This is a genomic window from Variovorax sp. VRV01 (genome assembly GCF_014852545.1).
Classification (GTDB): Bacteria; Pseudomonadota; Gammaproteobacteria; order Burkholderiales; family Burkholderiaceae_C; genus Variovorax; species Variovorax beijingensis_A.
In genome coordinates, this window is record NZ_JACVBS010000018.1 from 119,675 (window position 1) to 132,648 (window position 12,974).

The window sequence follows — 12,974 nt, forward strand, 5'->3', positions numbered from 1 at the left end:
GGCGCGGCCTGCGGCTACTTGAAGAAATCGCTCTGGCTCATGGCGCCGCGCCCGCCCAGGCGCACCACCGTGACGTCGTCGCCGCGCACGAGCCGCATCTGGCCCAGTTCGCGCTCCAGACGCTGCGTGAAGCTGCTCTTGAACTGCATGGCCGCCTCGCCCATCTTGAGCACGCTGGTGCCTTCGACGGTGGCGCTCTTGCGGTCGCTCGCCACTTCGATGCTGTCGATGTGGTACTCGTATTCGATGGTGAGGATGCCGCCCATGCGCTCACCCACCGACTCGAACATCTTGAAGGTCTTGCGCGCGGCCTCGCAGGCCTGCTCGCGGTCGCTGGTGGTCTCCTGCGTGCGGCCCATCATGATCGTCTTGCTCTGGATCACGGCCTTCTTGCTGAGCTGCTTGCACAGCTTCTCCGCGTCACGCGAGTAGATGGCGTGCGCCTCGTTCTCGTAGTACTTGCGCACCATGGCCTCGTCGAGCTTGCGCCCGCCGATGAAAAAGTACCACGCGCCCACGCAGAGCGCGACAACGATCGCAATTTGCTTCATTCCCCGCCCGCACGCCGTGCGCCCCGCTCCGATTTTTCGAGGCAGTATACGTTGCGGAATGTTTCTTGAGGGCGCTTCGGGCGGGTCCGGACGGCGTGGCGCAGCCGCATCCGGGCTGGCGCTTCATGCCCCACAATCCGCGGATACGATCCGATCAGCGTTCTGCCTTTCCGATGCCTTCGATGAAAACCGCGCTGGCCGCCGCGCTGCTGCTGACAACCGCACTCGCCTCCCAGGCCCAGAACCACAACGCCGTCCTGCCCTACGAGTCGCTGGACAGCACGGCGGCCGATGCGGCCGCCTCCTCCGAATACCTCGCGGCCAAGGCGCGCTGGCACAACGAGCTGGCCGCCTTCTTCCGGGCCGACCAGCAGCAGTTCCCGGCGCCCGGCGGCGTGGTGTTCGTGGGCAGTTCCACCGTGCGCATGTGGAAGAACCTGGGCCAGGATTTCCGCCAGGTGCCCGGCGCCATCGTCAACCGCGGCTTCGGCGGCTCGACCCTGGCCGACTGCAGCCTGTTCGCGCGCGACCTGGTGGTGCGCTACAGGCCGCGGCAGGTGCTGGTGTATGCCGGCGACAACGACCTGGCCGAAGGCCGCACGCCGCTGCAGGTGCTCGAGAGCTTTGCGCGCTTTGCCAACGCGGTGCGCGCCGAGCTGCCCAATACGCGCATCAGCTTCATCTCGATCAAGCCGAGCCCCTCGCGCGAACACCTGATGCCGAAGATCCGCGAAACCAACAACGTGATCTCGGCCTACCTCAACCGGCTGCCCGACAGTGAATACATCGACATCTTCACGCCCATGCTCGGCGCCGATGGCCGCCCGCGGCCGGAATTGTTCAGGAACGACCGGCTGCACATGACCGACGAAGGCTACCGGCTCTGGCAGTCGGTCATTGCGGGGCACTTGCCGGGGGCCGTGGCGGCACCCGTGCCGGTCGCGGCGCCGGCGTCTGCCCTGCCCTGAGCGGCGCTCCCGGCCGGCCTCAAGCCCGCGCGGCCTCCGCCGGCACGTCTTCCGCCGGCGGCGGCAGGTCGGCCCCGCGCGTGAAGCGCGCCACCGCGTACATGCCCGCGAACACCGTGAGCAGCAGCAGGCCGTCGCCCCACCAGGGCCGCGCGGTCTGGCTGTCGCCGTAGAAGGCCAGCACCAGCAGCACCGCCACCAGGTGCGCGCAGAATACCGGCAGCGAGGCCGCACCCATGGCCTCGAGCCAGTGCAGGCGCGGAATCCGGCGCATGAGCCCGGGCCCGAAGCGCACCGCCAGGATGCCCAGCGCCACCAGGTTCACGAGGCGCAGCGGCCCGAGCTGCCACTTGTCGAACAGCAGGTTCAGTTCCACGTCGCCGCCGAACGGCGCCTGGCCGTTGATGCCGTGGTGGCGCCACCAGAAGCCGTAGAGCGCAATGGCCAGCGCGGGCATCCACAGCCAGGCTGGAAAGCGCAGCGGCCGCGCGCCGGGGAGGTTGCGGCTGGCGCCGAGGCACAGGCCCGCAAACCACAGGAACTGCCAGGCGTAGCTGTTGAAGGCGCCCATCTCGTGGAACGGAACCGGCAGGCCGAGGTAGTGCACCGCCAGCCCGTAGATCCATTCGCTCAGGTCGAACTGCGCGAGCGCCCACAGGGTGACGCTGGCGGCCATCACCAGCGTCCAGCCGTGGCGCATCGCAAAGGCCAGCACCCACGGGCTCATCAGCATGAAGAAGATGTACATCGGCAGGATGTCGAGCAGCGCGGGCTCGTAGATCAGCAGCAGCCCGAACAGGAACCCGTCGCGCGGCTCGGCCAAGTAGTAGGACACCAGGTTCTTCACCGCCGGCTGGTCGATGTGCAGCCCGAGCGCCGCAATGACGGTGAACAGGAACAGCAGGATCGCCGCCTGGCACAGGTACACCTTGAGCACGCGCCGCCAGAAGGCCTGGCGCATCGGGTCGACGCCGCGCACATAGCCGATGCGGCTGTAGACCAGCCCGGCCACGAAGGCCGACAGCAGCACGAAGCCTTCGGCGGCCGAGACGAAGCCGAAGGGCTGGCCCAGCGGGTCGGTCAGGCGGGTGGGCAGATGGGTGACGGTCATCAGCACGAGCATCAGCCCGCGCAAGGCGTCTATTTCCCAGTAGCGTTTCATCGGTCGGCGGCGAGGTCTTGGTGGCGGTCCGCGCGGCGCACGCACGACAGGGCCGATTGTATGAAGAGCGGCCGAGGCATATGACGTCCGGCACTGCCGGAGCGACATTCAAATCGGCTACGCTGCGCGCTGCTTTCAGGTGGAGAAAAAAATTGAAAAGAACCATTCCAGCGCTGCTTCTGGCCGGCAGCGCATTGTTCGCCGTCCCGGCGCTCGCCCTCCAGATCACCAGCCTGACGCCGCAGGGCGAGGTGGCGCGCGTGCGCCAGGTGGTCGCCAAGTTCGACCAACCCGCCGTCAACTTCGGCGATCCGAAGGCGCCCGCGCCGCTTGCCGTGAGCTGCACCGACGCGCAGGCCGGCAAGGGCACCGGCCGCTGGACCGATGCGAAGGCCTGGGTCTGGGATTTCGAGAACGACCTGCCGCCCGGCGTGCGCTGCACCGTCACCCGGATTCCCGGCTTCAAGTCCGGTTCGGGCGGCGAGCTGACCGGGCCGGAGCGCTACCAATTCAATAGCGGCGGACCGTTCGTGCGCAACTTCATGCCCGGCAGCTATGGCCGGATCGACGAGCAGCAGATGTTCGTGCTCGAGCTCAACGGCGCCGCCACCGTGGAGAGCGTGCGCCAGAACGTCTGGTGCGCGGCCGACGGCATCGGCGAGCGCATTCCCGTGCGGCTGCTCGAAGGCGAGCAGCGCACCGGGCTCTTGAAGGCCTTCGGCCGCGAGAAGGAAGCCGCCAAGGACCCGCTGCGCTTCATTGCACTGCAATGCAACCGCACGCTCACGCCGGGCAGCAAGGTGCAGATCGTCTACGGCAAGGGCGTGGCCACCCCCTCGGGCGTGGCCAACAACGTGGAGCGCCGCCTGAGCTTCCAGGTGCGCGAACCCTTTGCGGTGTCCTTCAGCTGCGAGCGCGAGAACGCCCAGGCCGCCTGCCTGCCGCTGCGGCCGATGCAGCTGCAGTTCAACGCGCCGGTCACGCGCAAGATGGCTGGGCAGATCCAGCTCAAGGGCGGCGGCAAGTCGATCGCCGCCACGCTCGAGAACGACGGCGGCACGCCCAGCAAAGACGACGTGGTCAGCGCCGCGAGCTTCAGCCCGCCATTCGCCGAAGACACCAAGTTCACCATCGAACTGCCCGCCAAGTTCGAAGACGCCTCGGGCCGGCCGCTGGCTTCGCCCGGCAGTTTTCCGCTGAAGGTGGCCACCGGCGCGATGCCGCCGCTGGCCAAGTTCGCGGCCTCGCCCTTCGGCGTGGTCGAGCGGCTGGCCGAACCCGGCACGCCGGCCATGATGCCAGTGACCGTGCGGCGCGTGGAGCCCGCGCTGATGGTGCAGGCGCTGACGCCCGGCAAGGTCAGCGACATGAACCCGAAGACCGACGCCGAGATCATCGCGTGGTTCCGCAAGGTGCGCCGCTACGACGAATACACCGTGAGCCGCGAACAGGCGCGCAAGGACGTGAAGGGCGCACTGCCCGCCGTCATCGAGACCGGCGAACGCACGCGTGTGCAAAGCCGCATGCTGTCCCTGCTCGCGGGCCAGCCGGGCGTGAAGGCGCTCGACATGCCCAAGGCCGAGAGCGGCGATCCGCGCCCGTTCGAGGTCATCGGCATTCCGCTGACGCCGGGCTTCCACGTGCTCGAGATCGCTTCGCAAAAACTCGGCGATGCGCTGCTCGACGAGCGCTACGGCGCCAGCCGCACGATGTACGTGCGCACCACCGCGCTGGCCACCAACCTGGCGGTGCACTTCAAGCTCGGCCGCGAGAACTCGATGGCCTGGGTCACCACGCTCGACAAGGGCAAAGTGGTGCCGAACGCCGAGGTGCGCGTGTCCGACTGCCGCGGCGTTGCCGTCGCATCGGGCACCACCGACGCCAACGGCATCGTCACGCTGGCAGGCATCGCGCCCGACGCGCCCAACTGCAACGGGCCGGACGAATACAACGCGGGTGCCTGGTTCGTCAGCGCCCGCGCCAAGGACGACAAGGGCGTAGAGGACCTGGCCTTCACCTGGAGCGACTGGCAGCGCGGCATCGAGCCCTGGCGCTTCAACGTGCCCACCAGCCTGCAGGCCGAGCCCGACCGCGTGGCCCACACCATCTTCGACCGTACCCTGCTGCGCGCCGGCGAAACGGTGTCGATGAAGCACCTGATCCGCACCCAGACCAGCAAGGGCTTCGGCCTGCCCGAGAACCGGCCCGACACGCTGGTCATCACCCATACCGGCAGCGGCCAACGCTTCACGCAGCCGCTGGCCTGGCGCAAGACGCCGACCGGCGGCCTGAGCGCGGAGAATACCTTTGCCATTCCGCCGGCCGCCAAGCTCGGCCTGTACGAAGTGATGCTGCGCAGCGGCAAGGGCAAGGACGCCAACAGCGGCGACTCCGAAGAAGAAGGCGACGACGGCGGCTACGGCCGCAGCTTCTCCACCGGCCAGTTCCGCGTAGAAGAATTCCGCCTGCCCGTGCTCGAGGGCCGCATCGCCCCCGCCGACAAGAAGCCGCTGGTGAGCGTGGCCTCGGTGCCCACCGACGTGCAGATCAACTACGTGGCCGGCGGCGGCGCCGCCAACCTGCCGGTGCGCGTGTCGGCGATGGTGCGCGGCAAGAGCCTGAGCTTTGCCGACCACGAGGCCTTCAGCTTCACCCCGCCGCGCGCGCAGGCCGAGAGCTCGCAAGCGCCCGCCGCGGCGGCCGCCGACACCGCAGGCGCCGAGGAAGACATCAACAGCGCCAGCGACACCCGCGTGATCGCCGACAAGCTGCCGCTCACGCTCAACAAGGACGGCGCCGGCAAGGTCACGATCGACAAGGTGCCCAAGGTCAAGGCCGCGCGCGAGCTGCTGCTGGAAGCCACCTATGCCGACCCGAACGGCGAGGTTCAGACCATCCGCAGCACGCAGACGCTGTGGCCCGCCTCGGTGATTGCCGGCATCAAGACCGAAGGCTGGGTCTCGACCAGCCAGAAGCTCAAGTACCAGGCGCTCGCGCTCGACCTCTCGGGCAAGCCGCAGGCCGGCGTCACGCTCAACGTGCGCGCCGTCGCGCGCATCACCACCACCAGCCGCAAGCGCATGGTGGGCGGCTTCTACACCTACGACAACAAGACCGAGACCAAGGACATCGGCACCGTCTGCAGCGGCAAGAGCGATGCGCGCGGCCTGCTGCTGTGCGAGTCCGAGCTCAAGGAAGCCGGCGAGGTCGAGCTGGTGGCCAGCGCCACCGACAGCGAAGGCCGCGACAGCCGCGCCGCCAGCTCGGTGTACGTGACCAAGCAGGGCGAACTCTGGTTCGGCGGCGAGGACAACGACCGCATCGACGTGCTGCCCGAGAAGAAGAGCTACCAGCCCGGCGAGGTTGCCAAGTTCCAGGTGAGGAGCCCCTTCCGCTTTGCCACCGCGCTGGTGTCGGTGGAACGCGAGGGCATCATCGAGACCCATGTGGTGCAGCTCGACGGCAAGGACCCGACCGTGAGCCTGCAGGTCAAGCCCGAATGGGGGCCAAATGCCTACGTGAGCGTGCTCGCGCTGCGCGGGCGGCTGCGCGAAGTGCCGTGGTACAGCTTCTTCACCTGGGGCTTCAAGGCACCGCGCGAGTGGTGGACCGCGTTCTGGTACGAAGGCAAGGAATACGTCGCGCCCACCGCGATGGTCGACCTCAGCAAGCCCGCCTACCGCCTGGGCATGGCCGAGATCCGCGTCGGCACGCGCGCACACCAGATCGACGTGACCGTCACCAGCGACAAGCCCAGCTACCCGGTGCGCAGCAAGGCGCAGATCACCATCTCCGCCAAGCTGCCCGACGGCAGGCCCGCGGCCGGCGCCGAAGTGGCGCTGGCCGCGGTCGACCAGGCGCTGTTGGAGCTGATGCCCAACGACAGCTGGAACCTGCTCAACGCGATGCTGCAGCGGCGCAGCTGGGGCGTCTCCACCTCGACCGCGCAGATGGAGATCGTCGGCCGGCGCCACTACGGGCGCAAGGCCGTGCCCGCGGGTGGCGGCGGCGGCAAGGGCCAGACGCGCGAGCTGCTCGACACCCTGCTGCTGTGGAACCCGAAAGTGGTGCTCGACGCCAACGGCCAGGCCGTGGTGACGGTGCCGCTCAACGACGCGCTCACCACCTTCAGGATCGTGGCCGTGGCCGATTCGGGCACCAGCCTGTTCGGCACCGGCCAGGCCAGCATCCAGGCCACGCAGGACCTGCAGATCATCAGCGGGCTGCCGCCGCTGGTGCGCGAGGACGACCAGTTCCGCGCCCAGATCACCTTGCGCAACACCACGCAGAAGCCGATGAAGGTGGAGGCCGCGCCGCGCGCCACGCTGCTCACGCTCGAGCCGCAGACGGTGGACATCCCGGCCGGCGAGGCGCGCGAAGTGGCCTGGACCGTGACCGCGCCCGCGCAGCTCGCGCAGACGCGCGCCGAAGCCATCCTGTGGGAGATCGAGGCCAAGGACACCCTCGGCGGCGCACGCGATGCGCTCAAGGTGCGCCAGCGCATCATTCCTTCAGTGCCGCTCACGGTGCAGCAGGCCACGCTGGTGCAGCTCGACGGGCCATTCACCATCGACGTGGCACCGCCTGCCGATGCCCTGCCCGGCCGCGGCGGCCTGAAGCTCGCGTTGCAGCCCAGGCTGGCCGAGGGCCTGCCGGGCGTGCGCGACTGGTTCGCCAACTACCCGTTCATCTGCCTCGAGCAGAAGACCAGCAAGTCGGTCGGCCTGCGCGACGCGAAGATGTGGCAGGGCGTGCTGGCCCAGCTGCCGACCTACCTCGACAGCGACGGCCTGGCCAGCTACTTTCCGCCGCGCGATGGCGAATCGAACCACGGCAGCGACATCCTCACCTCGTACCTGCTGGCGGCCACCCACGAGGCGGCGGCGCTGAACCCCGCCTTCGCGCTGCCCGACGCGGCGCGCGCACCGATGGAGTCGGGCCTCATCGCCTTCGTCGAGGGCCGCATCCAGCGCGAGTTCTGGAGCCCGCGCAAGGACCTGGACGTGCGCAAGCTCGCCGCGCTCGAGGCGCTGTCGCGCTACGGCACGGCCAAGGGCAGCATGCTCGGCAGCATCACCATCGCGCCCAACCAGTGGCCCACCAGCGCCGTGATCGACTGGCTCAACATCTTGAAGCGCGTGCCGGACGTGCCGCAGCGCCAGCAGCGGCTCGATGAAGCCAGCAACGTGCTCAAGGCGCGCCTGTCCTACCAAGGCACCAAGCTGGTCTTCAGCACCGAGCAGGACGACTACTGGTGGTGGCTCATGACCAACGGCGACGTCAACACCGCGCGCCTTCTGCTCAGCGTGATGGACGATCCGGCCTGGAAGGACGACATCGGAAAACTCGCCAACGGCTTCATCGGCCGCCAGCAGAACGGCGCCTGGCACACCACCACCGCCAACCTGTGGGGCGGACTGGCGCTCGAGAAGTTCTCCAAGGTGTTCGAAAGCACGCCGGTGGCCGGCGTCACGGCCGCCACGCTCGGCGCCGTGAAGGCGCAGGTCGACTGGCGCAGCGTCGAGCGCGTGAAGACCACCGACGCGGCCGGTGCGCCCAACCAGAGCACCTTCTTCGGCGCACCCGCATCGCCGGGCAACCTGAAGAACAACAACATGTTCCTGCCCTGGGCCGCTTCGCCTTCCGGCGCGCCGGTGCGCGACACGCTGCTGGTCACCCAGCAAGGCAGCGGCAAGCCCTGGCTCACGATGCAGTCGATTGCCGCGGTGCAGTTGAAGGCGCCGTTTGCTGCCGGCTACGCCATCAAGAAGACCATCACGCCGGTCGAGCAGGCCACCGCGGGCAAGTACACGCGCGGCGACGTGCTGCGCGTGGCCATCGAGGTGAACGCCAGCGCCGACATGACCTGGGTCGTGGTGAGCGACCCGATCCCGGGCGGCGCCACCATCCTGGGCACGGGCCTGGGCCGCGACTCTCAGATCGCCACGCAGGGCGAGCGCAAGTCGGGCGCCGGCTGGCTGGCCTTCGAGGAACGCAGCTTCGAGGCCTTCCGCAGCTACTACGAGTACCTGCCCAAGGGCGTCGTGAAGATCGAATACACCGTGCGCCTCAACAACGTGGGCGACTTCGCACTGCCGCCGAGCCGCGTCGAAGCCATGTACGCGCCCGAGATGTTCGGCGAGACGCCGAATGCGCGCGTGAAGGTGGAGGCGGCGAAGTAAGGCGCGGCGGGGTCGGTCCCTATTCCGCCCCCGCTGCCGCAAGCGCTGCTTCGTACACCGCAAGGTCCGCGTCCGAGAAGCAGCAGAACGTCGCTTCCTGCACGCTGGCACTCGCAGCCAGCGCCGATCGGACCGTGGCCACCGCGATGGGTGCCGCGCGTTCGATCGGGTAACCGTAGATGCCCGTGCTGATCGAGGGAAACGCGATGCTGCGAACGCCGTGCTGCCCGGCGATTTCCATCGACTTCCGGTAGCACGAGGCCAGCAGTTCCGGCTCGCCGCTCGCACCGCCGCGCCAGACCGGCCCGACGGTGTGAATGACGAAGCGGGCCGGCAGCCGGTAGCCCTTGGTCAACTTGGCATCGCCCGTCTTGCAGCCCGAGAGCAGCCGGCACTCGTGCAGGAACTCGGGCCCCGCGGCGCGGTGGATGGCGCCATCGACGCCGCCTCCGCCAAGCAGCGATGAATTGGCCGCGTTGACGATGGCATCGACCTGCAGCGTGGTGATGTCGCCGCGCACAGCGCGAAGAGCTTTCTGCATGGCTTGATCTGCGTCGAATGGAATGGTTGGCAGGTTACTCCCGGCGCCAGGCCCATGTCGAATGCCCGGCCGCTCGCGCGGTGGGTTCTGTTACCGGTAGAACGCCTCGACCCTGCCCTTCAGCTTGAGCAGCAGCGGCTTGCCCTTGCGGTCCACGGTCTTGCCCGCGGGCACCTTGATCCAGCCTTCGCTGATGCAGTATTCCTCCACGTCGAGGCGTTCCTTGTCGTTGAAGCGGATGCCGATGTCGTGCTCGAAGACAGCCGCCACGTGGTGGGGGCTGCGCGGGTCGGTGGACAGGTGGTCGGGAAGAGGGGGGAGAGAATTGGCTTCGGTCATGACGCGGATGATATGGCCTCTGTCCCGGGCCCCCTGGCCGCAGCTAGCGCCGCTTCTTCTTCCTCGCCGTCCGGGCCGCCGGCTTGGGCGCAAAGCCCAGCGAGGCGCGCGCGAGCGCGTCGGCCTCGTGATTGCGATGCCGCGGCACCCAGCGCAGGCTCGCCTCCTCGAACGAGCCGAGCAGTGCGCGGGCGTCGTCGAACAAACCGGCCATGCGCGCGATCGGCCGGGCGCCGGGCGTGCCGAGCTGCTCGACGAGGATGCTGTTGTCGGTATAGGCCCGCACCGCGGTCGCGCCCCTGGCCTTGAGGTCCTCGAGCGCGAGGGTCAGCGCCCTGAGTTCGGCTTCGTTGTTGCAGCCCGTCGCATGGCTCGCCAGCGACAGGGTGTGGCGGGTGCCGTCGGGCTCGGTGATGACCGCGCCGGCGCCCATGCGGCCGGGGTTCGGCATCGCGCTGCCGTCGCAGTACACGGTCCAGTGGGAAAGTTGCATCGGTCCCGTCGATTCAGCAGTTGTTGCGCTTGATGCCCGCGAGGTTCTGGCACGGCCGCTGGCCGGGAGGCGGCCCCGGATCCTGCGGGCGCGGAGGCCGTGGCGGGCGAACAATCGGACGGCCGGGGTCGTAGTACGGATCCGGCCCCCAGGTATAGACCGGCGGCGACTCGGGCGCGGGGCGCTGCGGCTCGTCGACGTTGCGCGGAATGATGGCCGGGCCCTGCGGCGCGTTGCTGATCGGGGGCGGCGGTGGTGGCGGCGGCGCATATGCCGGCCGGCGCGCTTCTTCGGGGGAAGCGGGCGGGGTCACCGTCAGCGGTTCGGTGAGGGGCACCTGGCGCGAGAGCCGGCTGCCGGCGGGGCATGGGCCGTCGGTGTAGACGATGCCTCCGCTCGCATCGGTGCAGCGCACCACCTCGGCCGCCTGCGCGCCCATGGCTGCGGCCGCCGCGCCCAAAAAGACCGGAATGAACAGAACCGATGTGCGCATCATGCGACCTCCGCCGTTGGCAGCCGAAGACGACAGTGTCTCCCCTGCCCTGCATTCTGGCCGGGTTTCTACAATCGAAGGTTGTCCGCTCCTTCCTCCAACCGCACCCAGGCCATGACCGTATCGATTGCAATGTTCGCCCTGGCCGCCGGTGCCGGCCCGGCAAGCGGCCGGCTGCGGCGCCACCAGGGGCAAACCCATGCGTGAGCACGACAACCCGCGCCACCAGCCCACGCGCGTGGCCGACCTGCACCGCTTCGACACCCTCATCGACGCGCGCTCGCCCTCCGAATTCGCGCTCGACCACATTCCCGGCGCCATCAACTGCCCGGTGCTCGACGACGAGGAGCGCCGCATCGTCGGCACCATCTACAAGCAGACCGGCGCCTTCGAGGCGCGGCGCGTGGGCGGTGCCATGGTGGCGGCCAACCTCGCGCGACACCTGCGCGAACGCTTTGCCGAACAGCCCGCCAACTGGCGCCCGCTCGTGTATTGCTGGCGCGGGGGCTTGCGCAGCGGCTCGATGGTGACCTGGCTGCGCCTGGTCGGCTGGGACGCGCAGCAGCTCGCCGGCGGCTACAAGAGCTATCGCCAGCACGTGCTGGCGCAGATCGAGGCCACGGTGCCCAAGCTCCGGCTCAAGGTGATCTGCGGCGCCACCGGCAGCGCCAAGACGCGCGTCCTGCAGGCGCTGGCCGCGCGCGGCGAACAGGTGCTCGACCTGGAGCATTGCGCGAGCCACAAGGGCTCGCTGCTGGGCGCCCTGCCCGGCGTGCCGCAGCCCTCGCAAAAACAGTTCGAGACGCGCATCGCCACCTCCTTCGACGCGCTCGACGTCTCGCGCACGCTCTACGTCGAAGGCGAGAGCGCGCGCATCGGCCGGCTCTCGGTGCCCATTGCGCTGGTCGCGCACATGCGCGCCGCCGACTGCATCGAGGTCCAGGCCGACGCGGCCGCACGGCTCGACTACCTGCTGCGCGACTACGCCTACCTGGGCGACGACCGCGCCGCGCTGGCGGCCCAGCTCGACAGGCTCAAGGAAATGCAGGGCAAGGCGGTGGTGCAGCGCTGGCAGGAATGGGCGCTCGCGGGCGAACTGCCGCAGCTCTTTGCCGAACTGATGTCGCTTCACTACGATCCGCATTACGAACGCTCGCAGGCGCGCCATTTCGAGAAGTGGCCGCTGCGCCAGCAGGTGGCGGCACCCGACCTGACGGACGCGGGCATCGACGCGGTGGCGGATGCCATCCTCCGGTTGAACGCCGCGGGGTAGCGGGCGCATCCACGGCAACAACCAAGGCAGGCTCCATGACACTCGAATGGCGTGATTCGCTCGAAGGCCTCGACTGGGACGAACTCTCTCGGCTCTACCAGGCCGCACCACTGGGCAACAAGCAGCCCGACGGCCTGAAGCTCGTGTTCGGCAACAGCATGTTCAAGTGCCTGGTGTTCGACGCGGGCCGCCTCGTCGGCGCGGGCCGCGCCATGGCCGACGGGCTCGACTGCTCCTACATCTGCGACGTGGCGGTGCACCCGAGCCATCAGGGCATCGGACTTGGCAGGCAGATCGTCTCGCGGCTGGTGGAACTCTCGCGCGGGCACCGCAAGATCATTCTCTATGCGGTGGCCGGCAAGGAGCCCTTCTACGGGAAGCTCGGCTTCAGGCGCATGAAGACCGCGATGGCGATCTTCGAGAACCAGGCGCAGGCGCTCGAGCGCGGCCTGGTCGAATGAACCATTGCGTCGTCTCCACCGAAGAGCGCCACTTCGAAAGCCTGCACAAGGCGCTCGACGCGGTGGCGCGCGAACAGAAGTACCTGGCGCTGACGCAGGCGCCGCCATGGGAACAATCGCTGGCCTTCTACCGCAACGTGCTGGCAGCGGGCTTTCCCCATTTCGTGGCGGTCGATGGCAGCGGCAAGGTCGTGGGCTGGTGCGACGTATCGCCGGTCTTCGGCCACTCGAGGGCCCACATCGGCGTGCTCGGCATCGCGCTGCTGCCAGAGGCACGCGGGCGCGGACTCGGCGCGCAGCTGCTGCAGGCGGCCATCGACAAATCATGGGCGCGCGGACTGACCCGCCTCGAGCTCTCCGTTCGCGCGGACAACCCGAAGGCGAAGGCGCTGTACGAGCGATTCGGCTTCGAGCACGAAGGCCTGCTGCGCCATGCGAGCCTGATCGACGGCATCTACCACGACGCCCACGCGATGGCGCTGCTTCGCTAGACTGGAGCGTCCGTTGCCCC

At 68.8% G+C, this 12,974-nt stretch carries 11 protein-coding genes; 5 read left to right on the forward strand and 6 right to left on the reverse strand.

Going from position 1 to position 12,974, the window contains the following annotated elements:
* Window positions 1-14: 14 nt before the first annotated feature.
* A complete protein-coding gene (locus IB278_RS26625; RefSeq protein WP_145741382.1) occupies window positions 15-551 on the reverse strand; it encodes a hypothetical protein in 537 nt (178 codons plus the stop codon).
* 182 nt (window positions 552-733) lie between these two features.
* On the opposite strand from IB278_RS26625, the gene IB278_RS26630 reads away from it, so the two are divergent.
* Window positions 734-1,519 (forward strand): SGNH/GDSL hydrolase family protein, encoded by a 786-nt coding sequence (locus IB278_RS26630; RefSeq protein ID WP_145742008.1) that lies wholly within the window; start codon window positions 734-736, stop codon window positions 1,517-1,519.
* A 19-nt stretch (window positions 1,520-1,538) separates the two neighbouring features.
* On the opposite strand, the gene opgC is transcribed toward IB278_RS26630, so the two are convergent.
* A complete protein-coding gene (opgC, locus tag IB278_RS26635; RefSeq protein ID WP_145741380.1) occupies window positions 1,539-2,681 on the reverse strand; it encodes an OpgC domain-containing protein in 1,143 nt (380 codons plus the stop codon).
* A 152-nt stretch (window positions 2,682-2,833) separates the two neighbouring features.
* Here opgC and IB278_RS26640 point away from each other — a divergent pair, with 152 nt between their 5' ends.
* Window positions 2,834-8,863 (forward strand): alpha-2-macroglobulin family protein, encoded by a 6,030-nt coding sequence (locus tag IB278_RS26640; protein ID WP_192326664.1) that lies wholly within the window; start codon window positions 2,834-2,836, stop codon window positions 8,861-8,863.
* A gap of 19 nt (window positions 8,864-8,882) precedes the next feature.
* Here the strand turns inward: IB278_RS26640 and IB278_RS26645 are convergent, their stop codons facing one another.
* The 4 genes from IB278_RS26645 to IB278_RS26660 all read right to left on the reverse strand — a co-directional run bounded on the left by IB278_RS26645 (window position 8,883) and on the right by IB278_RS26660 (window position 10,729).
* The gene (locus IB278_RS26645) at window positions 8,883-9,404 is read right to left on the reverse strand and encodes an O-acetyl-ADP-ribose deacetylase (protein ID WP_145741376.1); all 522 of its coding nucleotides are present in this window, start codon (window positions 9,402-9,404) and stop codon (window positions 8,883-8,885) included.
* A 90-nt stretch (window positions 9,405-9,494) separates the two neighbouring features.
* Entirely contained in the window at window positions 9,495-9,743 is a 249-nt protein-coding gene (locus IB278_RS26650; protein WP_062362845.1) for a DUF3297 family protein, read from the reverse strand.
* A 43-nt stretch (window positions 9,744-9,786) separates the two neighbouring features.
* On the reverse strand, window positions 9,787-10,236 hold the full coding sequence (locus tag IB278_RS26655) for a ribonuclease HI family protein (RefSeq protein ID WP_145741375.1): 450 nt from the start codon (window positions 10,234-10,236) through the stop codon (window positions 9,787-9,789).
* A 13-nt stretch (window positions 10,237-10,249) separates the two neighbouring features.
* The gene (locus tag IB278_RS26660) at window positions 10,250-10,729 is read right to left on the reverse strand and encodes a DUF4124 domain-containing protein (protein WP_186454131.1); all 480 of its coding nucleotides are present in this window, start codon (window positions 10,727-10,729) and stop codon (window positions 10,250-10,252) included.
* A 199-nt stretch (window positions 10,730-10,928) separates the two neighbouring features.
* On the opposite strand from IB278_RS26660, the gene mnmH reads away from it, so the two are divergent.
* Genes mnmH through IB278_RS26675 form a run of 3 tightly spaced genes read left to right on the forward strand, consistent with a single transcriptional unit; the run spans window position 10,929 to window position 12,954 of the window.
* Complete coding sequence (mnmH, locus tag IB278_RS26665) at window positions 10,929-12,002, forward strand: tRNA 2-selenouridine(34) synthase MnmH (RefSeq protein ID WP_145741371.1); 1,074 nt, start codon at window positions 10,929-10,931, stop codon at window positions 12,000-12,002.
* Window positions 12,003-12,037: 35 nt separating this feature from the next.
* Complete coding sequence (locus IB278_RS26670) at window positions 12,038-12,463, forward strand: GNAT family N-acetyltransferase (RefSeq protein ID WP_145741369.1); 426 nt, start codon at window positions 12,038-12,040, stop codon at window positions 12,461-12,463.
* The gene (locus IB278_RS26675; RefSeq protein ID WP_145741367.1) at window positions 12,460-12,954 is read left to right on the forward strand and encodes a GNAT family N-acetyltransferase; all 495 of its coding nucleotides are present in this window, start codon (window positions 12,460-12,462) and stop codon (window positions 12,952-12,954) included. Before IB278_RS26670 ends, IB278_RS26675 begins: the two co-directional genes overlap by 4 nt.
* Window positions 12,955-12,974 lie beyond the last annotated feature (20 nt).

Coding starts and splice junctions, on each gene's coding strand:
- IB278_RS26625 (WP_145741382.1), bottom strand. CDS start 551: ATGAAGCAAATTGCGATCGTTGTCGCGCTCTGCGTGGGCGCGTGGTAC.
- IB278_RS26630 (WP_145742008.1), top strand. CDS start 734: ATGAAAACCGCGCTGGCCGCCGCGCTGCTGCTGACAACCGCACTCGCC.
- opgC (WP_145741380.1), bottom strand. CDS start 2,681: ATGAAACGCTACTGGGAAATAGACGCCTTGCGCGGGCTGATGCTCGTG.
- IB278_RS26645 (WP_145741376.1), bottom strand. CDS start 9,404: ATGCAGAAAGCTCTTCGCGCTGTGCGCGGCGACATCACCACGCTGCAG.
- IB278_RS26650 (WP_062362845.1), bottom strand. CDS start 9,743: ATGACCGAAGCCAATTCTCTCCCCCCTCTTCCCGACCACCTGTCCACC.
- IB278_RS26655 (WP_145741375.1), bottom strand. CDS start 10,236: ATGCAACTTTCCCACTGGACCGTGTACTGCGACGGCAGCGCGATGCCG.
- IB278_RS26660 (WP_186454131.1), bottom strand. CDS start 10,729: ATGCGCACATCGGTTCTGTTCATTCCGGTCTTTTTGGGCGCGGCGGCC.
- mnmH (WP_145741371.1), top strand. CDS start 10,929: ATGCGTGAGCACGACAACCCGCGCCACCAGCCCACGCGCGTGGCCGAC.
- IB278_RS26670 (WP_145741369.1), top strand. CDS start 12,038: ATGACACTCGAATGGCGTGATTCGCTCGAAGGCCTCGACTGGGACGAA.
- IB278_RS26675 (WP_145741367.1), top strand. CDS start 12,460: ATGAACCATTGCGTCGTCTCCACCGAAGAGCGCCACTTCGAAAGCCTG.